General features: G+C 59.2%; 20 protein-coding genes. 13 read left to right on the forward strand and 7 right to left on the reverse strand.

The annotated features are described in order from the left end of the window. A complete protein-coding gene (locus J1G18_RS09985; protein WP_027612753.1) occupies window positions 1–981 on the forward strand; it encodes an HlyD family secretion protein in 981 nt (326 codons plus the stop codon). Between the two features lie 58 nt (window positions 982–1,039). On the opposite strand, the gene J1G18_RS09990 is transcribed toward J1G18_RS09985, so the two are convergent. From J1G18_RS09990 to argP, 4 genes are all read right to left on the reverse strand, one after another. Further along, the gene (locus J1G18_RS09990; protein WP_027612754.1) at window positions 1,040–2,461 is read right to left on the reverse strand and encodes an efflux transporter outer membrane subunit; all 1,422 of its coding nucleotides are present in this window, start codon (window positions 2,459–2,461) and stop codon (window positions 1,040–1,042) included. After that, window positions 2,461–5,649: an efflux RND transporter permease subunit gene (locus J1G18_RS09995; RefSeq protein WP_223007581.1), complete on the reverse strand. Its 3,189-nt coding sequence runs from the start codon at window positions 5,647–5,649 to the stop codon at window positions 2,461–2,463. The genes J1G18_RS09990 and J1G18_RS09995 overlap by 1 nt, the downstream gene beginning before the upstream one ends. A gap of 15 nt (window positions 5,650–5,664) precedes the next feature. Next, window positions 5,665–6,918 (reverse strand): multidrug efflux RND transporter periplasmic adaptor subunit MexE, encoded by a 1,254-nt coding sequence (gene mexE / locus J1G18_RS10000; RefSeq protein WP_098964105.1) that lies wholly within the window; start codon window positions 6,916–6,918, stop codon window positions 5,665–5,667. Between the two features lie 229 nt (window positions 6,919–7,147). Then, window positions 7,148–8,074 carry an HTH-type transcriptional regulator ArgP gene (gene argP, locus J1G18_RS10005; protein ID WP_223007582.1) on the reverse strand — a complete coding sequence of 309 codons (927 nt, stop codon included), beginning with the start codon at window positions 8,072–8,074 and terminating at the stop codon, window positions 7,148–7,150. Between the two features lie 231 nt (window positions 8,075–8,305). Here argP and J1G18_RS10010 point away from each other — a divergent pair, with 231 nt between their 5' ends. The 3 genes from J1G18_RS10010 (at window position 8,306) to J1G18_RS10020 (ending at window position 10,269) form a co-directional block, all read left to right on the forward strand. Continuing rightward, window positions 8,306–8,584: a hypothetical protein gene (locus tag J1G18_RS10010; protein ID WP_134786460.1), complete on the forward strand. Its 279-nt coding sequence runs from the start codon at window positions 8,306–8,308 to the stop codon at window positions 8,582–8,584. Between the two features lie 42 nt (window positions 8,585–8,626). Beyond that, a complete protein-coding gene (locus J1G18_RS10015; RefSeq protein WP_098964101.1) occupies window positions 8,627–8,899 on the forward strand; it encodes a hypothetical protein in 273 nt (90 codons plus the stop codon). A gap of 191 nt (window positions 8,900–9,090) precedes the next feature. Beyond that, on the forward strand, window positions 9,091–10,269 hold the full coding sequence (locus J1G18_RS10020) for a sugar transporter (protein ID WP_223007583.1): 1,179 nt from the start codon (window positions 9,091–9,093) through the stop codon (window positions 10,267–10,269). Between the two features lie 16 nt (window positions 10,270–10,285). On the opposite strand, the gene J1G18_RS10025 is transcribed toward J1G18_RS10020, so the two are convergent. After that, window positions 10,286–11,215 (reverse strand): LysR family transcriptional regulator, encoded by a 930-nt coding sequence (locus tag J1G18_RS10025; protein ID WP_007963542.1) that lies wholly within the window; start codon window positions 11,213–11,215, stop codon window positions 10,286–10,288. A gap of 269 nt (window positions 11,216–11,484) precedes the next feature. Here J1G18_RS10025 and J1G18_RS10030 point away from each other — a divergent pair, with 269 nt between their 5' ends. The 4 genes from J1G18_RS10030 (at window position 11,485) to pgm (ending at window position 17,717) form a co-directional block, all read left to right on the forward strand. Further along, window positions 11,485–12,507 (forward strand): zinc-dependent alcohol dehydrogenase family protein, encoded by a 1,023-nt coding sequence (locus J1G18_RS10030; RefSeq protein WP_027612770.1) that lies wholly within the window; start codon window positions 11,485–11,487, stop codon window positions 12,505–12,507. A gap of 548 nt (window positions 12,508–13,055) precedes the next feature. Next, window positions 13,056–14,525, forward strand: coding sequence for a hypothetical protein (locus tag J1G18_RS10035; protein WP_223007584.1), 1,470 nt, complete (start codon window positions 13,056–13,058; stop codon window positions 14,523–14,525). A 48-nt stretch (window positions 14,526–14,573) separates the two neighbouring features. Further along, a complete protein-coding gene (locus tag J1G18_RS10040; protein ID WP_139053930.1) occupies window positions 14,574–15,974 on the forward strand; it encodes a PLP-dependent aminotransferase family protein in 1,401 nt (466 codons plus the stop codon). A gap of 96 nt (window positions 15,975–16,070) precedes the next feature. Continuing rightward, the gene (pgm, locus tag J1G18_RS10045; RefSeq protein ID WP_096796764.1) at window positions 16,071–17,717 is read left to right on the forward strand and encodes a phosphoglucomutase (alpha-D-glucose-1,6-bisphosphate-dependent); all 1,647 of its coding nucleotides are present in this window, start codon (window positions 16,071–16,073) and stop codon (window positions 17,715–17,717) included. A 183-nt stretch (window positions 17,718–17,900) separates the two neighbouring features. Here pgm and J1G18_RS10050 read toward each other — a convergent pair whose 3' ends face one another. Beyond that, entirely contained in the window at window positions 17,901–18,596 is a 696-nt protein-coding gene (locus tag J1G18_RS10050) for a pirin family protein (RefSeq protein ID WP_027612774.1), read from the reverse strand. Window positions 18,597–18,874: 278 nt separating this feature from the next. Between J1G18_RS10050 and J1G18_RS10055 the strand changes: the two genes are divergently transcribed. Continuing rightward, the gene (locus J1G18_RS10055) at window positions 18,875–21,349 is read left to right on the forward strand and encodes a UvrD-helicase domain-containing protein (RefSeq protein WP_223007585.1); all 2,475 of its coding nucleotides are present in this window, start codon (window positions 18,875–18,877) and stop codon (window positions 21,347–21,349) included. Between the two features lie 59 nt (window positions 21,350–21,408). On the opposite strand, the gene J1G18_RS10060 is transcribed toward J1G18_RS10055, so the two are convergent. Continuing rightward, entirely contained in the window at window positions 21,409–21,681 is a 273-nt protein-coding gene (locus tag J1G18_RS10060) for a DUF1652 domain-containing protein (RefSeq protein ID WP_025109621.1), read from the reverse strand. 263 nt (window positions 21,682–21,944) lie between these two features. Here J1G18_RS10060 and J1G18_RS10065 point away from each other — a divergent pair, with 263 nt between their 5' ends. Genes J1G18_RS10065 through J1G18_RS10080 form a run of 4 tightly spaced genes read left to right on the forward strand, consistent with a single transcriptional unit; the run spans window position 21,945 to window position 25,736 of the window. Next, on the forward strand, window positions 21,945–22,760 hold the full coding sequence (locus J1G18_RS10065; RefSeq protein WP_223007586.1) for a helix-turn-helix domain-containing protein: 816 nt from the start codon (window positions 21,945–21,947) through the stop codon (window positions 22,758–22,760). Between the two features lie 52 nt (window positions 22,761–22,812). Further along, the gene (locus J1G18_RS10070; protein WP_223007587.1) at window positions 22,813–24,219 is read left to right on the forward strand and encodes an NAD(P)/FAD-dependent oxidoreductase; all 1,407 of its coding nucleotides are present in this window, start codon (window positions 22,813–22,815) and stop codon (window positions 24,217–24,219) included. A gap of 31 nt (window positions 24,220–24,250) precedes the next feature. Beyond that, window positions 24,251–24,595 carry a cupin domain-containing protein gene (locus J1G18_RS10075; protein ID WP_223007588.1) on the forward strand — a complete coding sequence of 115 codons (345 nt, stop codon included), beginning with the start codon at window positions 24,251–24,253 and terminating at the stop codon, window positions 24,593–24,595. 55 nt (window positions 24,596–24,650) lie between these two features. Next, complete coding sequence (locus J1G18_RS10080) at window positions 24,651–25,736, forward strand: polyamine ABC transporter substrate-binding protein (protein WP_223007589.1); 1,086 nt, start codon at window positions 24,651–24,653, stop codon at window positions 25,734–25,736. Window positions 25,737–26,178: the final 442 nt, after the last annotated feature.

The following is a 26,178-nucleotide window of genomic DNA, read 5'->3' on the forward strand; positions in this document are numbered from 1 at the left end:
TTGAAAGTGTTACTCGCTCGAACAACGACATTAGCGGTGGTATTGCTGGCCATCGTGCTTGGCTGGTTTGCCTGGGAGCATTACACCCGTGCGCCTTGGACGCGGGATGCGCGGGTGAGGGCGGATGTGGTGACGCTATCAGCCGATGTTTCCGGGCGTATCGTCAGCCTCGTGGTGCAGGACAACCAGCATGTCGACAAGGGGCAATTGCTCATGGAGATCGATCCGGCGCGCTACAGCCTGGCAGTCGAGCATGCGCGGCGTTCGGTCGAGGTGGCGAAGGCGACGCTGGGGCAATCACAGGCATCCATCGTCGCCAGTGAAGCGCTGCTCAAACAACGCCAGAGCGAAGAGCGGCGCCGGCGTACGCTCAAGCAGGGTTTTGCAATTTCCGGGGAAGAATGGGAGAAGTCCAATACCGATGTGGCGGTGGCTCAGGCTGATCTGTTGCGCAATCAGGCCAATCTCGGGCTGGCCGAGGCCAATGTGCAATTGGCGATTGCTGCACTGACTCAGGCGGAACTGGACTTGCAGCGTACTCGTGTCGAATCGCCGGTCAGCGGTTACGTCACTAATCTGCTGACCCGACAGGGTGATTACGCGGTGGCGGGTGGTGCACTGCTGGCACTGGTCGACAGCGATTCGTTCTACGTCAGCGGTTACTTTGAAGAGACCAAATTGCCGCGAATCGAGGAGGGGGACCGCGTGCGCGTGCAGTTGATGAGCGGAGAAACCTTTGGTGGCACGGTCCAGAGCATCGCCTTTGCCATCGCCGACCGGGAAAACGCCACGGGTGGCCGACTGCTGGCCAATATCAATCCGAGTTACACCTGGGTGAAGCTGGCGCAGCGGGTGCCGGTGCGCATCGGCATTGATGGTGACTATGCCGGCAAGAATCGATTAAGGGCCGGTACGACAGCCACTGTCACTGTTCTGGAAGCGCAAAACCATCAGGCGAAAAAAAGCCCCGCGACCGAATGATACGCGGGGCAAAAAAATTGGTTGGTTGCGGCCAACTAAAGGAGCTCTTTAACAACTATTACTTACTGGCGACGGTTTCCGGCTGCCAGCCACCACCCAAGGCCTTGTAGATCGCGACGATGCCGCGATACAGATCAACTTCGGCCTGTGCCTGGCTGTCTTCGGCATTCAGGCGTTCGCGCTGAGCATCGAGCAGCACGAGGAAGTCGGTGGTGCCTTCGCGGTAGCGGATTTCCGCCAGATCGGCAGCCTTGCGGCTCGATTCACTCTGACGAATCAGCGAGATCAACCGTTGCTGACGCTTGCCGTAATCGCTGAAGGCGTTTTCCGATTCTTCCAGCGCCAGCAGCACTTGTTGCTCGTAGGTGGCGAGTGCGCCTTCGGCGTCGGCATCGGCGCCGCGCAGACGAGCGCGCACGCTGCCCAGATCGAACGCCGCCCAGGTGATGCTCGGGCCGAGTGCCCAGGCGTTGGCCGCCGAGGAGCCGATCTGCGAACCACGCCCGGCCGTCCAGCCGAGGAACCCGCTGAGGCTGACCCGTGGAAACAGATCAGCCTTCGCCACACCGATTCGCGCGGTGGCTGAGGCCAGTTTGCGTTCGGCGCTGAGGATGTCCGGCCGGCGTTGCAGCAGTTCACCCGGATCGCCGATCGGCAGGGCCTTGGCAATCGCCGGCAAGTCTTTCGGGCTCAGATCCACGGTCAGTTTGTCCGGACGCTCACCCAGCAGGGTCGCGATGCGGTTTTTCTGCCGAACCTGTTCCGCCTGCAATTGCGGCACGCTGGCTTCGACCGAGGCCAGACGCGCATCGGCACGTTCGACGTCGAGCTGATCGCCCACGCCGGCGTCACGCAGGCTGATGGTGATCTTGCGCGACTCCTGCTGGTTCTCCAGGTTGGCCACGGCGATCTTCTCGCGCAATTGCGCACCGCGCAGTTGACCGTAGGCGTCCACCAGTTCGGCAATCATGGTGACTTGCAACTGGTACAGATCGGCTTCGGCCGCTTGCTGATCGGCGTCGCTGGCTTCCAGATTGCGCTGGATGCGCCCGAACAGATCGAGTTCCCAGGCCATGTCCAGGCCCAGATCGTAGCGTTCGCTGTTGACCCGTTTGGTGGTCTGGCCGGGGATTTGCCCCTTGGCCAGATCACTGCTCGCGCGGCTGGTGATGGTCGGCATCGCATCGTTGCTGACGTCGTCGCGGATCGCCCGGGCGGCTTTCCAGCGGGCGAACGCCACGCGCAGTTCACGGTTGCCTTGCAGCGATTGCGTCACCAACTGGTTGAGGGTCGGATCGTCGAATTGCTGCCACCAGATGCCTTCGAACTTCGAACGGTCAAAGTTCTTCTGACCGGCAGCGCCGTCGGTGGCGGTCGTGATGTTGGCCGCCTCCGTGGCTGGGGTCTTGTAGTCGGGGCCGACGGCGCAGGCGCTCAATGCCAGCACCAGCAGACTCGGCAGGAAGACTTTCAGACTCATTATTGCGCCTCCAGTGGCTTTTGAAGAGCTTGCGCCTTGGACGCTTTGCGGGCTTCGCCACGCTCGACGAAATTACGGATCAACACGTAGAACACTGGCGTCAGCAACAGACCGAAAAAGGTTACCCCGAGCATCCCGGAGAACACCGCCACACCCATCGCGTGACGCATCTCGGCACCGGCACCGCTGGAGAACACCAGTGGCACCACACCCATGATGAACGCGAAGGAGGTCATCAGGATCGGCCGCAGACGCAGACGGCAGGCTTCCAGTACCGCAGCTAGCGGATCGAGACCTTCCAGCTGTTTATCCTTGGCGAATTCGACGATCAGAATCGCGTTCTTGCACGCCAGGCCCACCAGTACGATCAGGCCGATCTGGGTGAAGATGTTGTTGTCGCCGCCGGAGACAATCACCCCGGTGATGGCCGACAGCAGGGTCATCGGTACGATCAGGATCACCGCCAGTGGCAGGCTCCAGCTTTCGTACTGCGCCGCGAGCACCAGGAACGCCAGCAATACGCAGAGCGGGAACACGAACAGCGCGGTGTTACCGGACAGAATCTGCTGGTAGGTCAGGTCGGTCCACTCGTAGGTCATGCCGTTCGGCAATTCATCCTTGAGCAGTTTCTCGATGGCTTTTTCGGCCTGGCCGGAGCTGTAGCCGGGGGCTGCCGCACCGTTGATTTCCGCAGTGATGAAGCCGTTGTAGTGCATCACGCGATCCGGACCCGAGGTGTCGCTGACCTTGATGAAGGTCGCCAGCGGGATCATTTCGCCCTTGTTGTTGCGCACTTTCAGTTGACCGATCTGGTCGGATTCGAGGCGGAACTGTTGCTCAGCCTGAACGTTGACCTGATAGGTGCGTCCGAAACGGTTGAAGTCGTTGGCATACAGCGAACCCAGGTAAATCTGCAGGGTGTCGAAGATGTCGCTGACGGCCACGCCGTGGGTCTTGGCTTTTTCGCGGTCGATGGCAGCATCGACCTGGGGTACGTTCACGGTGTAGCTGGTGAACAGCCCCGCAAGCTCAGGCACGCTGTGGCTCTTGGTGATGATGTTCATCGTCTCTTTGTACAGCTCGTCGTAACCCAGGTTGCCCCGGTCTTCGATTTGCAGACGGAAACCGCCAATGGTGCCCAGACCTTGTACCGGCGGAGGCGGGAAGATCGCCATGTACGCTTCCTGAATGTTCGCGTACTGACCGTTCAAGGCCCCGGCGATGGCACCGGCGGACATGCTCGGGTCTTTACGCTCGTCGAACGGTTTCAGGGTCACGAACACGATGCCGGCGTTCGGGCTGTTGGTGAAGCCGTTGATCGACAGGCCCGGGAACGCTACGGCGCTTTCCACGCCCGGCTGTTTCAGCGCCAGGTCGGACATGCGCTTGATCACGTCTTCGGTGCGATCCAGGCTCGCGGCGTCCGGCAGTTGCGCGAAGGCCACCAGGTATTGCTTGTCCTGGCCAGGTACGAAACCGGTCGGTGTGCTGGAGAATCCGAAGAACGTCAGCACCATCAGGCCTGCATACAACAGCAGGGCGATGCCGCTGCCACGGATGACCCGGCGCACAGTACCGACGTAACCGTGACTGGCCTTTTCAAAGAAGCGGTTGAACGGACGGAACAACCAGCCACCAAAGATCTTGTCGAGCACTTTGGAGAAGCGGTCTTTCGGCGCGTCATGACTTTTCAGCAACACAGCGGCCAGCGCTGGCGACAGGGTCAGCGAGTTGAACGCGGAGATCACGGTCGAGATCGCAATGGTCAACGCAAACTGCTTGTAGAACTGCCCGGTGAGGCCGGAGATGAACGCCGCCGGAACAAACACCGCACACAGCACCAGCGCGGTTGCGATGATCGGGCCGGTCACTTCACGCATCGCTCGCTTGGTCGCTTCGACCGGGGTCAGTCCGAGCTCGATATTTCGCTCGACGTTCTCCACCACCACGATGGCGTCGTCGACCACGATCCCGATCGCCAGTACCAGGCCGAACAGCGACAGGGCGTTGAGCGAGAAGCCGAACAGGTGCATGACTGCAAACGTACCGATCAACGATACCGGCACCGCCACCAACGGAATGATCGAGGCGCGCCAGGTCTGCAGGAACAGGATCACCACCAGCACCACGAGGATCAGCGCTTCGAAGAGGGTGTGAACCACCGCCTCGATCGAGCCGCGTACGAAGATCGTCGGGTCATAGACGATGCTGTAGTCCATGCCTTGCGGGAAGCCTTTCTTCAGCTCTTCCATCTTGCCGCGAACTTCGTTCGAGATATCGATGGCGTTGGAGCCTGGACGCTGGAAGATCGGGATCGCTACAGCGGGCTGGTTGTTCAGCAGCGAACGCAGGGCGTACTGGCTGGAACCCAGCTCGACGCGCGCGATGTCCTTCAGACGAGTGATTTCACCGTTATCGCCTGCGCGAATGATGATGTTCTCGAACTCTTCTTCAGTGACCAGACGGCCCTGAGTGTTGACCGACAGCTGGAAGCTCTGGGCATTCGGGGCAGGGGGCGCACCGAGTTGACCGGCAGCGACCTGACGGTTCTGTTCACGAATTGCGGTCACCACGTCGGTGGCGGTCAGGTTGCGCGAAGCAGTCTTGTTCGGATCGAGCCAGACCCGCAGCGAGTAGTCGCCCATACCGAACAGCTGCACGTCACCGACACCACCCAGGCGCGCCAGCTCATCCTTGATGTTGAGGATCGCGTAGTTGGACAGGTAGAGCATGTCGTAGCGTTTGTCCGGCGAGGTCAAGTGCACAACCATGGTCAGGTCGGGCGAGGCTTTGTCGACGGTGATACCGATGCGCGTCACTTCTTCGGGAAGTTTCGGCTCGGTCCGGGTCACCCGGTTCTGCACCTGCACCTGCGCGTTGTCCAGGTCGGTGCCCAGAGCGAAGGTGATGGTCAGGGTGATCTTGCCGTCGGCGGTGGACTGCGAGGACATGTACAGCATGTTCTCGACGCCGGTGATGGCTTGCTCCAGCGGAGCGGCCACGGTTTCACCGATGACTTTGGGGTTGGCGCCCGGGAAGTTGGCACGCACCACCACGGTCGGTGGCACGACTTCCGGGTATTCGCTGATCGGCAGCTGGAACAGCGAGATCGCACCGGCGATCAGGATCAACAGCGAGAGCACCGCTGCGAAGATCGGCCGTGAAATGAAGAATTGGGAAAAATTCATCGGAGTTGTCGTCCCTTAACCGCGTGGGGTCGTAGCGGCCAGCTTCACAGCCGTACCCTGTGCACCTTTGGCGGGTGCGACTTTGGGCAGGTTGCTGGCTTCCAGCGCTTGACGTTGTTGAGCCAGAGCGGCAATGGTCTGCTCGCTGGCCATCGGGATCACTTCAGGGGTCACCGGCGAACCCGGACGTACCCGCTGCAGACCCTTGACGATGATCGTGTCGTCCTTGTTCAGACCGCTGCGCACAATGCGCAGGCCTTCGATCTTCGGCCCCAGTTCGACGGCGCGGTAAGCGGTCTTGTTGTCCGCATCCATCACCAGCACGAACTTCTTGCCCAGATCGGTACCGACCGCTTCGTCGTTGATCAGCATGGCGTTGTAGGTGCCGCTGCCGACCAGTTTCAAGCGTGCGTACAGGCCCGGGGTGTAGGTGCCGTCGCTGTTGTCGAACACCGCACGACCACGGATGGTGCCGGTTTTCGGGTTGACCTGGTTGTCGACGAAGTTCATCTGACCGAGGTGCGGATTGCCGTCCTCGTTGGACAGACCCATGTACACCGGGGTGGTGGCGCCACGTTGGCCGTTGCGGGCGAGTTGGGTGTATTTGAGGAACACACGCTCGTCGGCGTCGAAGTAGGCGTAGACCTTGTCGGTGGAGACCACGCTGGTCAGCGGGGTGGTGTCAGCAGTCACCAGGTTGCCGGCGGTGATTTCCGCACGGCTGACGCGACCGCTGATGGGCGCGGTGACGCGGGTGAAGCTCAGGTTCAGCTTGGCCAGATCCAGTTGCGCCTGCAGGGCGCCGACGGCGGCGCGGGCTTCCTGAGCGGCGCTGGTGCGCGAGTCGGCCAGTTCAGCGGAAATCGCGTTGCTCGCACGCAGACGTTCGCCACGCCCGGCTTCGTTTTCACTGCGAGTGGCATTGGCGCGGGCCTGGGCTACCAGGGCTTCGAGGCGGCGCACTTCAGCCTGGAAAGGACGCGGATCGATCTGGAACAGCAGGTCGCCTTTCTTGACCAGCGCACCTTCGGTGAACGCCACCTCGTCGATCTGGCCAGAGACCCGAGGACGGATTTCAACAGTTTCCGGCGCTTCGAGGCGCCCGGTGAATTCGTCCCACTCGTTGACCGGTTGTTCCAGCACCTTGGCCACGCTGACTTTAGCAGCGGGCATAGTGGCGGCAGTCTCCGGAGTCTTGCCGCAAGCGCTCATCACCAGCACGGCCAGCATGGCCAAGGGGAAGCGCAAATGTTTGAGTGACTGTTCCATGGAATCATCCGCCAATGTATTGAAGATGGGCGGATGATGCTCGGCGGGCTGTGATGGCACGAATCGAATGAAGCAAAGGTAACTATCATTCGGAATGATATAAGACCGATTCGAGCCCTCTAGCATGCACCTTTCGTTAGGGGGCTATCAATCTTTTCAACGCAATTCTGTGTTGCTGCCAATGCAATGATCGATATTGACGACGAGACAGGATCAGCAGCGAAACCTCTTACTTCCTCGGCATGGTCGAGCGCTTCACCGGTCTTTTGCTGCTCAACAGGCGTCGCGCAGCTTGTACCGCGCGCTCGGAGAGCATTTCCATGCGCGGTGATTGCAGCGCCCACGCATGCCAGTAAAGCTCAACATCAGTGAAATGCCCCGGCGCGACATCCACCAGCTCCCGATTTTTCAGCAAGTCGCTGACCTGCATGTGCGGCACCATTCCATAACCCAGTCCACGGCGTATGGCTTTGAGGCGTGCCTCCGGAAGTGACAGGTAGTGCGTGGGATAAGCGTCTGCGGTAAGACCGAAACGCGACTGCATGAAATCCGACTGCAAGGTGTCCTTGCGCGAATAGGCGAATACCGGCGCCTTACGTGCAGTCGCGCGAGTCAGGCCCTTGGCAAACCAGCGCTGCTGAAACGCGGGCGATGCGACCAACTGATAGCGCATCGACCCCAGCAACTCGGCAAAACATCCCCGCATAGGCTGTGAACGCGTGCCGATGCAGCCAATAACCTGACCACTTTCCAGCAAGGCATAGGTGTGATCCTGATCGTCGACCACAACGTCGAGCAAAATATTCTCGCTGACGAAGATCTCGGCCAGTGCCGGAAAGAACCAGGTCGCCAGCGTGTCGCCATTGACCGCAATCACCACGCGCAGGTGATCCTGTTCATCGCCGCTCAGCTCGTTGAGCAGTTCCTCTTCAAGCACGGTTGCACGGCGCAGATAGAGCATCAGTTTTCTACCCGCCAGCGTCGGCTCGCACGGGCGCCCGCGCACCACAACCGAGCTGCCCAGACGCACTTCAAGGGCGTGTATGCGTTGCGACACCGCCGACGGCGTCACGTTTAGCCGTTCCGCAGCCTTCTCGAAACTGCCGCTGTCGACCACAGCGAGGAACGCCTGCATCTGTTTTGCGTCGAGTTGCATGGCTGTCGCTCTGGATAAGTATTTCTAATCTTTGCTGAAAGATACTGCGTTTTTCTTCACTTAAACATATGGCTGCTCAATCATTGCTCTGCGGTGACAGTGAGCGGCTTCAACCTGCACAACACACTGCACCGGGTGTCATCCGAACTTTCGCATGACAGCAATGAGGCTTGATTCAAAGAGAAGGGTGGGCGTGATGAGCAATCAAATATCCAGCGTCCGATACTGGCCATGAAACTCAATATGATCATCGCTGTGAGCGCAATTGCATTGGTCGGCAACTATGTCTGGCAGTCCCATGACCTGAAACTCGGTCCCTACGAGTACCAGGTCTCGGCAAAGACACTGCAGTCCCGACACACGCACTCCGAGGCCCGTCGGATGGCCCTTGATGGCGCCGAGAAAAAATGTGCATCGCTCGGCAAGCAGATCGACGTGTTTGACGTGCAATCGCGCCTGCCGCTCGATCCTGCGAATGAAGTAACCAATGTGACATTCGTCTGCAAGTAAGCAGCCCTTAATCAATCGGCGGTACACACTATGAAATTATTGATGATTGCGTTGTTTGCGACGCTGTTGAGCGCCTGTGTGACATCTGTGCAGGACTGGTCCAGGCCCGGCGCCAGTGCTGCTGATATCCAGCACGATAAAGCTGAATGCCAGTATCAGGCCAAGGCCGCGACCGCCAGCTACCATTCAACCCCGGCAGCGAACGATAAAACCCACGGCATGGGCAGCGCCGTGGGTGACGGGATTGTCATAGCGGAGAAACAGATCGACCTGACCAATGACTGCATGCGCGTCAAAGGTTACTCGGGCCAGTGAACAAGGCAGATTGATTGATCAAGACCTCGTATGCTCTACCGCATTGGACCCGATCAGTGTGGCTTGACCCTCTGATGATGCGTCCCCTGAACGTCGACACATTCGGCAATCGGTATCAAGACACCGACAGATGGGCACAGATCGCTTGCGTACAATTACGCGCGATCATCAAAGAGTAATACGACGTTTAAATGAGTGATTCTACGGCGACAAACAACGGCAACTGGTACGCAGTCATTGCCTTGGCACTGGCTGCGTTCGTGTTCAACACCACTGAATTTGTCCCGGTCGGTCTGTTGAGTTCGATCGGCAGCAGCTTCGACATGTCGACCGCGCAGGTCGGCCTGATGTTGACCATCTATGCGTGGGTGGTGTCTCTGACGTCGCTGCCGATCATGCTGCTGACGCGCAACGTCGAGCGGCGGAAATTGCTGATTGTGCTGTTCGGGATGTTTATCGCCAGTCACATTCTGTCGAGTCTGGCGACCAGCTTCGGTGTACTGCTGGTGAGCCGGATCGGTGTGGCGTTGTCGCATGCGTTGTTCTGGTCGATCACCGCGTCGCTGGCCGTGCGCCTGGCACCGCCGGGCAAACAGGTTCAGGCCTTGGGCTTGCTGGCAACCGGTACTTCGCTGGCGATGGTGCTGGGGATTCCCCTCGGCCGCTTGCTGGGCGAGGCCATGGGCTGGCGCACCACGTTCATGGTGATTGCAGGCTTTGCCGCGGCGTTGGTGTTCTGCCTGGCGAAGGTACTGCCGCTGCTGCCCAGCCAGAACTCAGGCTCGCTCAAGAGCCTGCCGATATTGCTGAAGCGACCTGCGCTGGTGGCCGTCTATGTTCTGACGGCTCTGGTGGTGACGGCACAGTTCACCGCTTACAGCTACATCGAACCGTTCGTACTGACCGTGGCCAACATGAGCGGCGACGTGGTGACGCTGCTGCTGTTGCTATTCGGCGGTGCCGGTATCTTCGGCTCGCTGCTGTTCAGCTACCTGCACAGCTATAACCCCCAGCGCTTTCTGATCATCTGCGTATCGGTGCTCGCCTTGTGCCTGGCTTTGCTGTTGCCGTTGAGCGGCAACGTCTCCTACCTCGGCGTGCTGAGTGTGTTCTGGGGTATGGCGATCATGGGCTTCGGGCTGGCGTTACAGTCCAAAGTCCTGGTACTGGCGCCGGACGCCACCGACGTGGCGATGGCGCTGTTTTCAGGCATCTACAACATCGGTATCGGCGGCGGGGCACTGGTGGGCAGTTGGGTGGGCAGCCAGTTTGGTTTTGCTTACATCGGGGTGGTGGGCGGAATGCTGGCGGCGGCAGCGCTGTCGTTTTACTGCCTGTCGATTTATTGCAACAGCCGGGCTGGGGCTTGAGTCGCTGGCTGCCTGGTTAATGCGCAGGCAGCTCGAGACTGTCCGGATCGCCAAAGAACATCTGAATCCGCGACCGCAACCAACGCTCCCCCGGATCGTTATCCTGCGACCCACGCCACGCCATATGCAGTTCGAACGTGCGCGTCGGCAACGGTGGATCCTCCGCCCGCACGCCGCCGGCAGCCGTCAGCGCATCCGCCGTGTAATCCGGCACCGTCGCGACGATGTCAGTACCGGCAAGCAACGTACTCAAGCCATTGAACTGCGGCACGGCCAGCACCACGTGGCGCTTGCGCCCGAGTTTCTCCAGCTCTTCATCAATAAAGCCACTGAGGTCACCGGCGAACGACACCAGTGCATGCGGACGCGCGCAGTAGTCATCCAGACTAAGCGGGCCGGGCACGGTGTCGGCGCGCAGCAGTTTCGGCTGGCTGCGACGCAGCACCTTGCGCTTGGCGTTGGCCGGCAGGTCGGTGGTGTAGCTGACGCCGATGGAGATTTCGCCGGAGGCCAGCAGGCCCGGCATCAATATGTAGTTGACTCGGCGCACGACGAGGACGATGCCCGGTGCTTCGGCGCGCAGGCGTTTGAGCAGCATCGGCAGCAGGGCGAATTCGACGTCGTCGGACAGGCCGATGCGAAATACCGACGTGCTGGTGGCGGGGTCGAATTCCGCCGCGCGGCTGACAGCCGTTGAAATCGAGTCGAGCGCCGGGGAGAGCAGGGCGAAGATTTCCACCGCGCGGGCGGACGGTTCCATGCTGCGTCCGGTGCGCACGAACAACGGGTCATCGAACAGGCTGCGCAGGCGCGAGAGCGCCGCACTGATCGCCGGCTGGCCGAGAAACAGCTTCTCGGCGGCGCGGGTCACGCTGCGTTCGTGCATCAATGTTTCGAATACGATCAACAGGTTCAGGTCGACACGACGCAGGTCATTACGATTCATCTGGAGTCCTGGCAGAGTCATCAAGCTTGACGAGAGCGACCATATGAGAACAATGGCCGGCATGAATATTACGGGGAAAGGCTGGTACTCTGCACCGCTAAATTCAGCTTTACCGGGCCGGTGGCGGCATTTTTTCATCGATTTTGCCAATGCCGTTCATACTGCGGAATCAATGACAGGCATGTCGACTATTAATAGCCACTGATAGTCTTGGGTCAAAAGCCCAGATAGAGTTCAGGGCATTAGAGGTTACTTTGACGAGGTTTGCGATGTCCCGCACGATCCGTTTTCACAAGTTTGGTCCGGCCGAGGTGCTCAAATGCGAAGAGCATGCGGCCGCTCAGCCAGGTCCTGGCGAAGTGCAGGTGCGTGTCGAGGCGATCGGCATCAGCTGGTACGACATTCTATGGCGTCAGAACCTGGCCTCGTCCCAGGCACGCCTGCCGTCCGGTCTCGGCCATGAAATGGCCGGTGTGGTCACCGCCGTCGGTGACGGTGTGGACGATCTGTCGGTCGGCGACAAGGTGGCCAGTTTCCCGGCCGAAAGCCCGAACGATTACCCGGTGTATGGCGAGCAGATCGTGCTGCCACGTACCGCGCTGACCCGTTATCCGGATGTGCTCAGCCCGGTTGAGGCCAGCGTGCATTACACGCCGTTGTTGATCGCCTACTTCGCCTACGCGGATCTGGCGCGGGTCAAACCAGGGCAGTTTGCCTTGGTCACTGATGCCAGCCATTGCGCCGGTCCGTCCTTTGTCCAGTTGGGCAAGGCCATGGGTGTGCGGGTGATTGCCGCGACGAAAACCGCTGATGAGCGTGAGTACCTGCTGTCGCTGGGTGCCGAGAAAGTCATCGTCACCGAGGAAGAAGACTTGTTGATGCGAATCAACAAGATCACCGACAACCGTGGCGTCGATGTGGTGTTCGACGGTCTTGGCGGCCCGCAGATGTCGTTGCTCGGCGATGTGCTCGCGCCACGTGGCAGCCTGGTTCTGTATGGTCTGCAGGGTGGTAACCAGACACCATTCCCGGCCTGTGCGGCGTTCCAGAAAAACATCCAGTTCTTTGTGCACTGCATCGGTAATTTCACTGGTAAACCCGAGTTGGGCATTGTTCAGGATCAAGTCGCCTTGCAGCGTGCCCTGCGTGATATCAATCAGCTTACGGCCGACCGTGTGCTGCTGCCGCTCAAGACCCGGGTCTTCCCGTTCAACGAGTTCGTCGAAGCACATCGCTACATGGACGAATGCCCATGCCGCGAACGGGTCGCCCTTCAGGTCGAACCCGCGTAACGCCCTCCGAACAGAGTCCGTGGCCCCACGGACTCTTGCGTTTTTACCTCTCGCAAATAATCAGACAGACCAAGCATGATGCGTGGCCGGTTGTGCATCTGAACCGGTTTTTGTCTGCCATCTGTATCTTCTATTCGCCATATAAGCCCTGATAATTGAATGATTACTTTCATCTCAAGGAATGAGCCATGTCTGTGCATTCTGTTTTTCATTTCGCGTTTAACGTTTCCCCTCATGGGGGATATAGCGGTTTTTGTTTAATGACTGTAGGGCATTTCCTATTGTTGTTCTGCTTTTGTTGTACTCAATGTTCGTGGGACGCTGTAAGAAGTTTCCTCAGATATTTTCTGATCAGAAAAAACTCAATGCTGACGGGGGTTTACGTTGTCTTAGGCGGTGGGGTTGCTGACTTCCTTGCGTCAAGTGTTTCAAATAACTTCAAAATCATAAGTGTTAGTATTTGATCGTCTATTACTTATTGATGAATTTATTGCGCCAGCGTCATCGCTGATGCGCGATATGAATTTTTTATGCCGGGTGAAGTACTGATGAGCACGATTCATGATCAGGCAATGAACTATGTCTACCAGCAAGTATTGCAACGCCTGCTGAGTTTCTTTTCCAGAGCCGAGCGCACAGCGCTGCAGTTGCTGATCCAGCGTCTGGTGGTCGCCGCCGGCGGAATGGAGCGCATGGGTGAATACAAGGTCATGGTGACGCCATCCGGTACCCGTGACAGTTGCTACATGCTGGCGCTGCTGCGCGCCGCCCAGTTGAGTATTGCCGGCCGCGCCCCCGCCACGTTCCAGTTACGTGTGGCCACCTTGCGCCGCAGCGAATCGGGGACGGCGGCGCTGAACAACATGCACCGCAGCTTCGCTGCCTTGTTTCTGTATGACGACCCCCGTGTCGAGTTGCTCATGGTGGAACATCGACAAGTGTTGCCGTTCAACCATCTGGCGCCACTCGGAATGGACAGCGCGGACGCCCATCGCACCAATCTGCTGATGATGGGGCATCGACGTGCCAGGGGCGAGAAGCTTGAGTGGCGGGACGACGCCTGCCTGGCCTGGGCCGAATTTTACGGCCAGATTGCTCGCTGGAGTAACGGCGTGGATGCCTGGCTGGCCAGCGAATCGCCGCGTCGTCAGAAGCAGTTTGTCGAAGACCTGGACCGGGCCGTGCAGAAGGCCGGTATCGGGGCGCTGACGCCGAATTCCGGGACGTTCGATGAGCTGTTCGCTTTGCTGGACGGATTGGGAGGGGATTTGTATCGCGGTTTTTACTCCGAATCGGAGCGGCAATGCTGGCGTCCCGAGGGTGGCTTCGAGTCATGTCGTCGCACGACATTTGTCGACATTCATGACATGGCGGTCGGCAATCTTGAAGAACGCTGGCCGCTACTGAGCGAGTTTCTGGGGTTCGAGGCAGAGGAATGGGTGTTTCACCAGGGTGAGGGCGAATACGCCGACCCTTTGATCGAGGCCCATTTACGCGGCCTGGAAGCCGAGTTCCTCAGCGATCGCAGCTATGAAGCGGGGTTCTCGGAACATGTCCAGCGCATGCTGGCGAACATGCAGCTGCAGCGGGTGCCGGAACCGGTCTGCGAGCAGATGATCGCAAGATTGGGGCAACGGCAGACCACGGAAGAACTGCGCGAAGCAGCGGCGAGCTGGCTGCACCAGACTTACGGTCTGAACGAAGCACAATGGGTCTGCCTGCTGTTCACGCCGTTCATCGAGCGTGGAGCCGGGCTCGAGCGGTTTCTGCGCAGCTGTCATCCCGGCATGTTGGTGGCGCTGCCTGATTTGCATCGGGCCATGCAGGGGCTGCACGGCCCGGAGCAGGTAATGCAGTGGATGATGGACGTCAGCGGTTTACCGGTTCGGCTCATCGGCCACCTCTACGCCATGGAACCCTTGCCAGCGCACGGTGCGGCCCGGCAAACACTGGAGACCGCACTCGACGCGGCAGGCCTCGATGGCGCCGGCGTGGGTGACCGGTCAGTGGAACGATGAAGTGAGCGAGCGATCCTTGGGCGCACCAACGGTTATGGTGTCCGCCTCATGAAGGCTGCACGGGAATCCGGTTTCGCCTACCAGGCAGTCTATCGATACCTGATGCGCTTGATGGCCGAGTCGGCTTGCGATGGCAATTCAAGGCTGCCATCGCTGCGTCAGTTGGCAGATCGCTTGAACGTGTCGATCTCGACCATTCAATACGCTTACTCGTTGCTCGAAAAGGAAGGGCGGATCTATTCGGTGGCCAAGTCCGGGTATTACGCCACGGCGGTTTCGGGGGGGACGCCACCTGCCATGAGCAATGATCTGCTCGAAACGCTCTATGTCAACGCGCGGCACCCGGGTATGCGTTTGTTGAATGCTGATGATCCGGTTTCGCTGCAGTCACTGGACAGTCCATTGCTGTTGTTGGAGCGTGAGCTGCTGCGCCAGTATCCCCGCCAGCCGCCGTTGCTCGACCAGCCTTGTGGTGAACTGGAATTACGCGCCGTCCTGGCGGCCCGCTATACCACCTCGCCAAAGCAGTGCTGGCACGCCGAGGATGTTTACATCGGCGCGGATATGCGCGGGGTGCTGGAGATCCTGGTGGCCGTTCTGCAGCTCAGGCACACAACCATTCTGGTCGAGTCGCCCTGTGACTGGGTGATACTGCGGTTGCTGCAGGCGGCTGAGGTGCGTGTAATCGAACTGCCGTTGCAGGCCTGTGGCGGGCTGGAGCCGCAGCGGCTGGAAACACTGCTCAAGACCGAAGACGTGCGGCTGATTCTGCTGTCCTCGGGCCTGTGCATGCCGCGCGGTACACAGGTTCCAGCGGATAACCGCAACGCGATCGCCGGCCTGCTTGGCGAGCACGGCACCTGGGTGCTGGAAAACGACTGCTACGGTGAACTGGGCGAGGCAACGGGCGTCGAGCGTCTGCGTGATCAACTGGACCCTGACCGACTGCTGGTCTTCTCCACGTTCGAGAAATTCATCGGTATCGAAGCGCCTTACGGGTACGTGTTGTCGCGCCAATGGAAGCACGAAATGCAGCGGCATTTTCTGATGCGCTCGTTCCGGTTGTCGCCCGTTCGCCAGAAAGCCATTGCCCGGCTGTATGGAAACGGTCGGGTCGACCAGCATCTGCACGTACTTCGCCGGCTCCTCAAGGAACGCCGTACGCCGATGATCGACTTGTTGCGCGAACGTCTGGGCGAAGCGCTGCAGGTTGTCGAGCCACAAGGTGGGGCGACGGTCTGGGTGCGGGCACGGCGGCCGGTGGACATGCGCGATGTGTTTCAGCGCCTGCTCAGGCAACAGGTGTTGATTGCGCCGGGCGAACTGTTCAGCTTGCAGGGATTGCACCGTCGGCATCTGCGCCTGAACCTGCTGGATCACGGAGAGAGCGGCTTGGGCGGAGCGCTCGAGAGGTTGGGAGAGGCGTTGCGCTTGGCGCCGCTGGAATGAACGTTGAAATCTGTCGGATAGATCCCGTCGCGCTGCGGTCGAACTGTCAGTAAACTGCGCTGTATTTCCTGAACCACTCTATTTCAGAGGTTTTGCATGACTATCAGTCCTTTTGCGGGCAAACCGGCACCAGCAGAATTGTTGGTCGACATCCCGCGACTGGTAACGGCTTATTACACCGGCCAACCGGACGCTTCGATTGCCACCCAGCGTGTTGCGTTCGGTACTTCCGGGCACCGCGGCAGCTCCTTCGACCTGAGTTTCAATGAATGGCACGTTCTGGCGATCAGCCAGGCGATCTGCCTGTATCGCGAAGCCCAAGGCATCGACGGCCCGTTGTTCGTCGGTATCGACACCCATGCGCTGTCGACCCCGGCCGGGGCCAGTGCGCTGGAAGTGCTGGCGGCCAACGGCGTGACCGTGATGATCGCCGAAGGTGACGAATACACGCCGACACCGGCGGTTTCGCATGCAATTCTCTGCTACAACCGTGGCCGCACCTCGGGCCTGGCCGATGGCATCGTGATTACGCCGTCGCACAATCCGCCACAAAGCGGGGGCTACAAATACAACCCTACCAACGGCGGCCCGGCCGACACCCACATCACCAAGTGGATCGAAGCCAAGGCCAACGAGCTGCTGGCCAACAAGCTGGCAGGCGTCAAACGCATCAGCTACGAGCAGGCGCTCAAGGCCAGCACCACCCACCGTCACGACTACCTCAACACCTATGTCGCTGACCTCATCAACGTGATCGACTTCGATGCCATCCGCGACGCCAAGCTGCGTCTGGGTGTAGATCCGTTGGGCGGAGCAGGGGTGCGCTACTGGTCGGCGATTGCCGAGCATTACCGTCTTGATCTGGATGTGGTGAACAAGCAGGTCGATCCGACTTTCCGCTTCATGACGGTCGACTGGGATGGACAGATCCGTATGGACCCGTCGTCCAGCCATGCCATGCAAGGTTTGATCGGTCTCAAGGAGCGTTACGACGTGGCCTTCGCCTGCGACCCGGATCACGATCGCCATGGCATCGTCACCCCGTCGGGTGGTCTGCTGGCACCGAACAACTATCTGGCGGTGTCCATCGATTACCTGTTCCAGAACCGTCCGCAATGGCGCGCCGACGCCGCCGTGGGTAAAACCGTGGTCAGCAGCGGTCTGATCGATCGTGTGGCCAAGCGTCTGGGACGTCGTCTGTACGAAGTGCCGGTCGGTTTCAAATGGTTTGCCGATGGCCTGTTCGATGGCTCGCTGGGTTTTGGTGGCGAAGAAAGCGCTGGCGCTTCGTTCCTGCGCAAGGACGGCGGCGTCTGGAGCACCGACAAGGACGGTCTGATTCCGGCGTTGTTGGCGGCGGAAATGACTGCTCGTACCGGGCGTGATCCAAGCCAGGCTTATCGCGCACTGACCGATGAGCTGGGCGAGCCGTTCTCGGTGCGCGTAGACGCCAAGGCCAACCCTGAGCAGAAAGCGCTGTTGAGCAAACTGTCGCCGGAGCAAGTAACGTCGACCGAACTGGCAGGCGAGAAGATTCAGAGCATTCTCAGCCATGCGCCGGGCAACGATCAGGCCATTGGTGGTTTGAAGGTGATGACCGAAAACGGCTGGTTCGCCGCACGTCCTTCGGGCACCGAAGACATCTACAAGATCTACGCCGAAAGCTTCATTGGCGATGACCACCTCAAGCAACTGGTGGCTGAAGCGCAAACGCTGGTGGATGGCGCAATCAGCACCAAGTGATCTTCAGGGAGGTGAGTTCTTCCTGTGGTGAGGGGATTTATCCCCGATGGACTGCGTAGCAGTCCGCTCCATTGAAAAGAAGGCCGCTTTGCGGCCTATCGGGGATGAATCCCCTCGCCACAAAAGCTGCAAAAAAGGGGCGACCATGACGGTCGCCCCTTTTTTTACCTGCATATCAGGCGATCAAGCCAGATCCACCAACACGATTTCGCTGTCTTCGAGTGCCGTCACCGTCAGTATTGACTCATGCTCGACGGCGACACCGTCTCGAGCTTGTGCGCGCAAGCCATTGACTTCAATCAGACCGGTGGCGGGTACCAGATACGCTCGACGTCCGGCATCCAACTGATATTCAGCTGTTTCGCCGGCCTTGAGGTTGGCTGCGACCAACCGCGCATCACCGCGAATGCGCAGGCTCTGATCGTCGCCGTCCTTGCCGCTGGCGAGGGTCACGAAGCCTTCGCGCTGGCCTTTGGGGAACGGTTTGGCACCCCACGATGGCGGCGCGCCAGTTTCCGTCGGCAGAATCCAGATCTGAAAGATTCGGGTCTCTTTGTCTTCCAGGTTGTACTCGCTGTGTGCGATGCCGGTACCCGCGCTCATGACCTGCACGTCGCCGGCTTCAGTGCGTCCCTTGTTGCCAAGGTTGTCCTGGTGGGTAATCGCACCTTCACGCACGTAGGTGATGATTTCCATGTCGCGGTGCGGGTGCAGCGGGAATCCGGTGCCGGCGGCGATCACGTCATCGTTCCACACCCGCAGATTGCCCCAGTTCATGCGTTGCGGGTCGTAGTATTCGGCGAACGAAAAGTGGTGATGGGCATCCAGCCAGCCGTGATGAGCGCCGCCCAGCGTGTTGAAAGGTCTGAGTTCAAGCATGATCGTCTCCTGAAAAGGTTCGTCATGGCGCGTAACGCCAGAGCCATGAAGCGAGACCGTCGGTTATGACGGGCATCATCCATCAGGCAACCATCGAGAAAAAGCGTAAAAAGTGCGGCATTCTCATCGAATCCGTTGATGAGAAACTGGCTCGAAACGATCTCATCCAACTTTCAGTTCATCGCCTAAACCAATGAGCTGTAAGCATTTCGCTAGAACTCACGGGCGAATACGGCCACCATAGCCCCCAACAGCCTCACACACTGGAGCCCCTCAGCGTGGCGCAACACACTCCCGATCTTCCTCCCGAACTTCGCCCACTGGCCGAGATGCCATGGTTCAAGCGTCTGGCCGCGCGTTTTTTCGGCCACGGCCTGACGCGTTTGCGCGCCCAGCACCGAGCCTCTTGGCTGCACGGTCAGGCGGACGGTTTTCGCAGCGGACACACCGCTGGCGTGGAGTACGGCTTCAAAGAGGGAAAACTTGAAGGGCTGGAGGAAGGCCGCCAGGTTTTGCTGATTCGTGACAGTCGCAGCACCGAGCATCGTCCGCCGAGCGTCGATAATCATCTGTTCGACGACTGGCGTCTGCCGCTCAGCGCCGAGCTGAAGAAACGCATGAAAGCCGATGTGGCGCGCCTGCTGCCCGCGCATGCCCAGCCAAGCCTCGCTCAATGGAAGATGATTTTCAGTGACACTCCTTCGACCTCGGTGATCGCCGGGGCCGGGGCAGGCAAGTCGACCACGCTGGTGCTGCGCATCCTGTTGCTCACGCATTATCTGGGCTTTGAGCTGGATTCAATGACCGTGGTGACCTTCACCCGTGAGTCGCGCAAGGATTTCATCAATAAGCTGATCGAGATGTTCGCGCTCTGGGGCCAGCCATTGAGCCTGCAACAGGCGCGGGAACTGGTGCGCACCTTTCACTCACGCATTTTGCCGATGGTACGCAGCCTGCCGGGGTTCGAACGCTTGCAGGCTTTTGAAAATCTCAGCAATCGGCCACAAGGCGCTGACGAGGAGGTCGACAGCAACCCGTTCGATCTGCGGATCAACGATGCCCAGCGCCAGCAGCTCAACGCGTGCTACCACCGGTTATTCAATCAGGACCAACGTTTCCGCCAGTTGATTCAACCACTGGCCAAGGCTGCCTTGCAGCTCAAGGAGCTTGAGCGCGATCACCCGGACGTGCAGAAGCGCATGGCGGTGACCGAACTGGCAGCCAAACGCGACGAAGAACTGTGCGATGCCATCGAAGACCTGTGGTTTCGCGCAGGTGCCTGGCCGATCAAGGGCATTGAGCCCAGCCGGCAGACGTTCGAGATCAACGGTTCGACCTTTCACTGCCACGGCTACATTCCTAGCCTCGATACCTGGGTGGTGCTCGGCTTCGATCCCCGGGAAAACCCGCAAATCTGCCGTCCAAACGCCAAACTTAGCGTGCGTGCTGAATGGGCTGTGAAGCGCACCCTGTTTCAAGCTTTCTGTCGTAAGCCATTGATTTGGCTGGATAGCTATGAAATGTCAAAGCGGGTTCTGTCGACGTTGGCTGGCGATGCGAGCGCCGGTCCGGGGTTCGATTACAAGGTCAAAGGTGAACTGGTTTCGGCGCCGTTACTGGACTGTTTTGTTGCGGCGGCCGGCTTTATCGAAAACCTTGGGCTGGACGTGCCGGATGCCGTCGGCCGCATGAGTTTTGCCAAAGACGACCCGGACCGATTCTTCTTTGAGGCGCTGAGCCTGTTCTGGCGTGCCCTGGAAGATCATTTGCTCGATCAGAAGCCGCCGGTGATGACCTACAACCGAATGTTCGCGCTGTTCAGCGAACATTCGCCGGAGAACCTCAAGTTGCTCAGCGATGAGCTGCTGCGACCGATGTCGCACCTGATGATCGACGAGTTTCAGGACGTATCGCCGCAAATCGTCTCGTGGATCCGCGCCAGCCTGGCGGAAATCCGCAGTCGCGGCCCGGCCATGCATGTCGGGCGGGGTGCGCAGCGTTCTTCGTTGCTGTGTGTCGGCGACGATTGGCAGTCGATCTACGGCTGGCGCGGCAGTTCGCCGAGTTACTTCATGGAGTTCAACAAGGAATTCCCGTCGCCGAGCACTACTCGGGTGATGCTCAGCGACAACTATCGCAGCCATCAGCACATCATCGATGCTGCCGAACACATCGTTCGTGCCGCGCCGGCAATCCCCGGCAAGAAGGCCAAGGCCAGCGGTGCTCCCAAGGCATTGCAGCCAGTCAATGTGCTGGAGCGCGATGACCAGGCCATGGGGCAGCGCTTGGCCGAACATTACAATCGTGGCGATTCGATCTTGATGCTCTATCGAAAAAGCAGCGATAAGTTATTGATAGAGCAGCATATTCAGCCTGTAGTTAATGTTGATTCGAGTTTGCCGTACGAAGCGCGACGGCTGAAACAGCTGACTTACCACAGCTCCAAGGGGCTGCAGGCTGATGCGGTGTTCCTGCTCGGTGACTGCCAGCACCTGACCAGTTCGCCCTACAAGAACCAGGTGTATCGCATGGCCGGCTTGGGCAAGGCTGGCGACAGTGAGCCTTATGACACGGCGCAGAAGGACGAGATTCTGCGGCTGGCCTACGTTGGTATCACCCGGGCGGTCAGCCATTGCTACTGGTACGTCGAGCCGCAGGATACCCAGGCGGTGAACATGCCAAGGGCGTCCAATCGGGTTACCCAAGGCAAGGCGTTTTTCGCTGATCACCGGAAACAGCCGCAAAACGCGTAGCACGCAAGCACAAAAAAAGCCCGCCTGAATTGGCGGGCTTTTTTATATAAAACAATAGGTTATGCGTAACTCTTGAGAGATTCCGGAGGAATGAAAGCCTCCAGTTCGTCTTCCACAGCCTCAATGATGCGCTCGACATCGGCCGCGTTCATCACCGTCGCACAAGGAATACCGGCGATGGCGATCATGGTTTCACCGCTGGCACGATCAAACAGACGGGCAATCATGCTGCCCGGCGCATCCATCGTTGCCTCAAAACCCATGGGATGAAAGTGCCAACGCATCAGTTGGCACGCATTGGGAAACGTGACTTTACTGGAGCCTTTATTCATGTGTTGCCCGCCTTCTTCATCGAGCGCTTCCTTTTGCTCATGTTAGGTGGGAAGAGCCTTCATTGGCTCAACCGGTCAGTGACGTTAAAAGTAGCACCCGCATGTGAATTTTCCGTGAGATTTTTCAGTTCATTTTGCGATTGCTGCGCGTTTTTTGATGTAAGTCACGTCGGGATCAGTCATCGCCAAATGGCCACTACGGTTTGCTCGTTGATCGTTTTGTCGAACTTGGGCAAGCTCGGTTCTTTTGCGCCGAGCCCTTTATGCACGCCGACGATGACGGCCCCGAACAGACCCCGGCCACGGCCGCCACGGTCATGCGCTACCACCTGAGCTGGAAGCACCGCGATCTGGACAGCGTCATGGCGCTGTATCACCCGGACGTCCACTACAACGATTTTTTTCAGAACCGGGTCCTCGGCCTCGACGAATTGCGCGAGTACGTGCGCGTGAGCATGCCGCGAGAATCCGACGAAGCGCTCGAGCATTGCGACCGGATTCGCGTGGATGGCAACACCGCGTTCATTCAATACGAAGTGACTTTGCGCGGTGGCGACGGGCTGGTGTCGTTCCGATCCAGCGAAGCGATCACGGTCAAGGACGGCCTGATCTGGCGGGTCAACGAATACGCCTCGCTGGTCCGCACGCAAACCAACGGCGCTGTCGCACCCAGTCAGCGCCCGGCGGTGAGTCGCCTGGGGCTGTCGCCGCGCCAGATCAGTTTCATGGCCGAGGATCTGCAGCAGTATTTTGAGCGGCAGCAGCCGTACCTCGATCCGGAACTGGATCTGCAACGGGTGGCAAAGGAGTGCGGCTACAGCCGCAATCAGATTTCCTATCTGCTCAATCAGGTGTTGGGCCAGAGCTTCTATCGCTACGTCAACCAGGCCCGCCTGCAGCACTTGCTCAAGTCACTGGATCAGGCCACGCCACCGCTGCGCATCGATGAGCTGGCGTTTGCTGCCGGTTTCAACTCGCTGTCAGCGTTCTACAGTTGTTTCCGCCAACACACCGGCCAGTCGCCGAAGGCCTACGCCAAACAAATTTCTTTGCGGGCACGCGCGCAAGACAGTGATTGAAGTCACACACTAGGATCGACGCCATCGAAGGTTTTCAGTGGCGGAGTCTTGCATGCCGGCGTGGCGCACTATCAGTTTGTGGATGGATCAACTCGACGAGCCGCTGATTGCGCGGCCGGCGCTGGAGCAGGATCTGGATGTCGACGTGGCGATCATCGGCGCCGGTTATACCGGGTTGTGGACCGCGTACTACCTGAAAAAACTCGCCCCCGGTCTCGATATCGCCATCGTCGAGGCGCAAACCGCCGGTTTCGGCGCGTCCGGGCGCAATGGCGGCTGGCTGATGGGTAACCTGCTGGGCGAGGATCGACTGTTCGCCGGTCTCTCTCCACAACAACGCCGCGCATCGTTTGATCTGCTGCACAGCATCCCCGATGAGGTGGAAGTTGTCCTCGAACGTGAGGGCATCCACTGCGATTACCGTAAAGGCGGGGTGCTGTACTGCGCCGCCCGTTACCCGGAGCAGGAAGCCAGCCTGCGCGAATACCTCGACAAACTGCACGCCCAAGGCCTGACCGACAACGATTACCGCTGGCTGAACCCCGAGCAACTGGCGCAACAGATTCGTGTGGCGAAACCCTACGGCGGCATTTACGCGCCGCACGTGGCGACCATTCACCCGGCGAAACTGGTGCGCGGTCTGGCGCGCACCGTGCAGAGCATGGGCGTGAAGATCTATGAAAACAGCCCAGTCACCCATTGGCAGTCCGGCAGTTTGCGCACGGCCAGGGCCAGTGTGCGCAGTCGCTGGATTGTGCCGGCGGTCGAAGGTTATTCGGTCACGCTCCCACCGTTGGGCCGCTATCAGTTGCCGGTGCAAAGCTTGATTGTCGCCACCGAGCCGTTGTCGGCAGCGACCTGGGATGAAATCGGCCTCAACCGTGGCCAGGCTTTCAGTGAGTTCAGCCGTCAGGTCACTTATGGCCAGCGCAGCGCCGATAACCGCCTGATCTTCGGCGCCCGCGGCGGTTACCAGTTCGCCGGCAAACTGCGCCACAACTTCGATCTGACCCGTGATGAGGTTGAGCTGCGCCGCTATCTGTTCGGCGAGCTGTTCCCGCAGTTGAAAAACGTGCAGATCACCCACGCCTGGGGCGGCAACCTCGGCATGTCCCGGCACTTCAAGCCGCACATGCTCTGCGATCGCGCCAATGGCATTGCGCTGTCCGGCGGTTATGGCGGGGAGGGTGTGGGTGCCAGCAATCTCGGCGGCCGCACCCTGGCCGATCTGATTCTCGAGCGCGATACCGAACTGGTGCATCAGCCGTGGGTGCTGCCGGACGGCGGAATTCATGCGCTACGCGCCTGGGAGCCGGAGCCGTGCCGCTGGCTTGGCTACAACGCGATCATCAAAAGTTTCGTCCACGAAGACCAGACCCTGGCCAACCCGGCCAGCGCCCCGTGGCGGCGCAAGCTGGCCAGTCAGGTCGCGGGCTTCATGGAAGGTTTCATGCACTAACCGCCGTTTTCTTCACAAGACAGGTCTCACCATGAGCATTACGCAGTTCAAGAACACCGCCAGCCTGCAAATGGATGAATCCAACCCGGTGGCCGTGCCACTCAGCGAGCCGGTCGCCATTGCCTCGACCACCAGCGTCGAGCGCGATGACGGCGTTGAAACCGGCGTCTGGGAATGCACCCCGGGGCGCTGGCGCCGGCAGATCACCGCACAGGAGTTCTGCCACTTCATCTCCGGCCGTTGCACGTTCACCCCGGACGACGACGGCGAAACCCTGCACATACAAGGTGGCGACGCACTGATGTTGCCGGCCAACACGCTCGGTATCTGGGATATCCAGGAGACTGTGCGCAAGACCTACGTGCTGATTTTCTGATTGTCTGATCCTTTGATTGCCTGCCAACAACAATAGTCTCTACAGGAATCGACCCATGCTCCAGAAAGCACTTACCCTGGCGCCGCTGCTGCTGGCCGCCTCGATCAGCCATGCCGCCGAAACGGTCAAGGTTTATAACTGGTCCGACTACATCGCGCCGGACACCACGAAAAATTTCCAGAAAGACACCGGCATCGGCGTCACCTATGACGTCTACGACAGCAACGAAACCCTCGACGGCAAGTTGATGACCGGCAAATCCGGTTATGACGTGGTGTTCCCTTCCAACCACTTCATGGCGCGGCAGATCCAGGGCGGGGCGCTGAAGAAGCTCGACAAGAGCCAGTTGCCGAACTGGAAAAACCTCAACCCGGTGTTGCTCAAGGCCTTGCAGGTCAATGACCCGAACAACGAGCACGGTTTCCCGTATCTGTGGGGCAGCACCGGCATCGGCTACAACGTCGCCAAGGTCAAGGCGGTGCTGGGTGATAACGCGCCAGTGGATTCCTGGGATCTGATCTTCAAGCCCGAATACATGGAAAAACTGCAGAAGTGCTGCGTGGCGATCCTCGATAACGGCCCGGAACTGCTGCCGGCGGCGCTCAATTACCTGGGCTTGCCGCCCCACAGCAAGAACCCCGAGGACTACAAGAAAGCCGAAGCACTGCTGATGAAAGTGCGGCCGTATGTCAGCTACTTCCATTCCTCGAAATACACCAGCGACCTGGCCAATGGCGATATCTGCGTGGCGGTCGGTTTCTCCGGTGACATCCTGCAAGCGGAAAACCGCGCCAAGGAAGCGAAGAACGGCATCGACATCGGTTACGCGATTCCCAAGGAAGGCGCCGCCATCTGGTTCGACATGGTCGCCATGCCCGCCGATGCGCCGGACGAGAAGGCCGGTTACGCGTTCATGAACTATTTGCTGCGTCCGGATGTGATGGCCGGCATCAGCAATTACGTGCACTACGCCAATGGCAACCAGCAGGCCGACAGCCTGATCGATCCGGCAATCAAGGGTGACACCAAGGTCTATCCGAGCCCGGAGATGATGGGCAAGCTGTTTGCGCTGGAGGCAATGCCGCTGAACATCGATCGGATCCGCACGCGGGTGTGGAACAAGATCCGTACCGGTAGCTAAACCACATCACCCCTCCTGTGGGAGCGGGCTTGCTCGCGAATGCGTCCGTTCGGTCAGCAATTATGTTGATTGATAAGCCGCATTCGCGAGCAAGCCCGCTCCCACAATGTGTTTTCAGCGCAGCATTTTATTTGATATCAATACACTGGCATTGCACTAATAGAGTGCAGGAAAGTGAGACGCGTCTAACAAAAAACAACTTACCAATATTTAATATTTAAATAGAAAATCGTCAGACAATTGGGCGTGGTGATGCCCGGTAAAACAATCTTTCGACCCCGCAAGCTTTGTTTTCGGCAGTTTTACGCAACAGTTCAATTTGATCTCAAAAAAATGCTAGACGACAGATTTCAAATTGTGTCAGGTTTCTTACGCCTTCATTGGGCGAGTGATAGGACGATCTCGCCAGGGATCGTCGCTATCTGACAAAAACTGTTCCATT

This window comes from Pseudomonas sp. MIS38 (assembly GCF_019891575.1).
Lineage (GTDB): Bacteria > Pseudomonadota > Gammaproteobacteria > Pseudomonadales > Pseudomonadaceae > Aquipseudomonas > Aquipseudomonas putida_A.

Excerpts from the sequence above, each read along its gene's own strand:
- J1G18_RS09990 (WP_027612754.1), bottom strand. The coding sequence starts at position 2,461 with ATGAGTCTGAAAGTCTTCCTGCCGAGTCTGCTGGTGCTGGCATTGAGC.
- J1G18_RS09995 (WP_223007581.1), bottom strand. The coding sequence starts at position 5,649 with ATGAATTTTTCCCAATTCTTCATTTCACGGCCGATCTTCGCAGCGGTG.
- mexE (WP_098964105.1), bottom strand. The coding sequence starts at position 6,918 with ATGGAACAGTCACTCAAACATTTGCGCTTCCCCTTGGCCATGCTGGCC.
- argP (WP_223007582.1), bottom strand. The coding sequence starts at position 8,074 with ATGCAACTCGACGCAAAACAGATGCAGGCGTTCCTCGCTGTGGTCGAC.
- J1G18_RS10010 (WP_134786460.1), top strand. The coding sequence starts at position 8,306 with ATGAAACTCAATATGATCATCGCTGTGAGCGCAATTGCATTGGTCGGC.
- J1G18_RS10015 (WP_098964101.1), top strand. The coding sequence starts at position 8,627 with ATGATTGCGTTGTTTGCGACGCTGTTGAGCGCCTGTGTGACATCTGTG.
- J1G18_RS10020 (WP_223007583.1), top strand. The coding sequence starts at position 9,091 with ATGAGTGATTCTACGGCGACAAACAACGGCAACTGGTACGCAGTCATT.
- J1G18_RS10025 (WP_007963542.1), bottom strand. The coding sequence starts at position 11,215 with ATGAATCGTAATGACCTGCGTCGTGTCGACCTGAACCTGTTGATCGTA.
- J1G18_RS10030 (WP_027612770.1), top strand. The coding sequence starts at position 11,485 with ATGTCCCGCACGATCCGTTTTCACAAGTTTGGTCCGGCCGAGGTGCTC.
- J1G18_RS10035 (WP_223007584.1), top strand. The coding sequence starts at position 13,056 with ATGAGCACGATTCATGATCAGGCAATGAACTATGTCTACCAGCAAGTA.
- J1G18_RS10040 (WP_139053930.1), top strand. The coding sequence starts at position 14,574 with ATGAAGGCTGCACGGGAATCCGGTTTCGCCTACCAGGCAGTCTATCGA.
- pgm (WP_096796764.1), top strand. The coding sequence starts at position 16,071 with ATGACTATCAGTCCTTTTGCGGGCAAACCGGCACCAGCAGAATTGTTG.
- J1G18_RS10050 (WP_027612774.1), bottom strand. The coding sequence starts at position 18,596 with ATGCTTGAACTCAGACCTTTCAACACGCTGGGCGGCGCTCATCACGGC.
- J1G18_RS10060 (WP_025109621.1), bottom strand. The coding sequence starts at position 21,681 with ATGAATAAAGGCTCCAGTAAAGTCACGTTTCCCAATGCGTGCCAACTG.
- J1G18_RS10065 (WP_223007586.1), top strand. The coding sequence starts at position 21,945 with ATGCACGCCGACGATGACGGCCCCGAACAGACCCCGGCCACGGCCGCC.
- J1G18_RS10070 (WP_223007587.1), top strand. The coding sequence starts at position 22,813 with ATGCCGGCGTGGCGCACTATCAGTTTGTGGATGGATCAACTCGACGAG.
- J1G18_RS10075 (WP_223007588.1), top strand. The coding sequence starts at position 24,251 with ATGAGCATTACGCAGTTCAAGAACACCGCCAGCCTGCAAATGGATGAA.
- J1G18_RS10080 (WP_223007589.1), top strand. The coding sequence starts at position 24,651 with ATGCTCCAGAAAGCACTTACCCTGGCGCCGCTGCTGCTGGCCGCCTCG.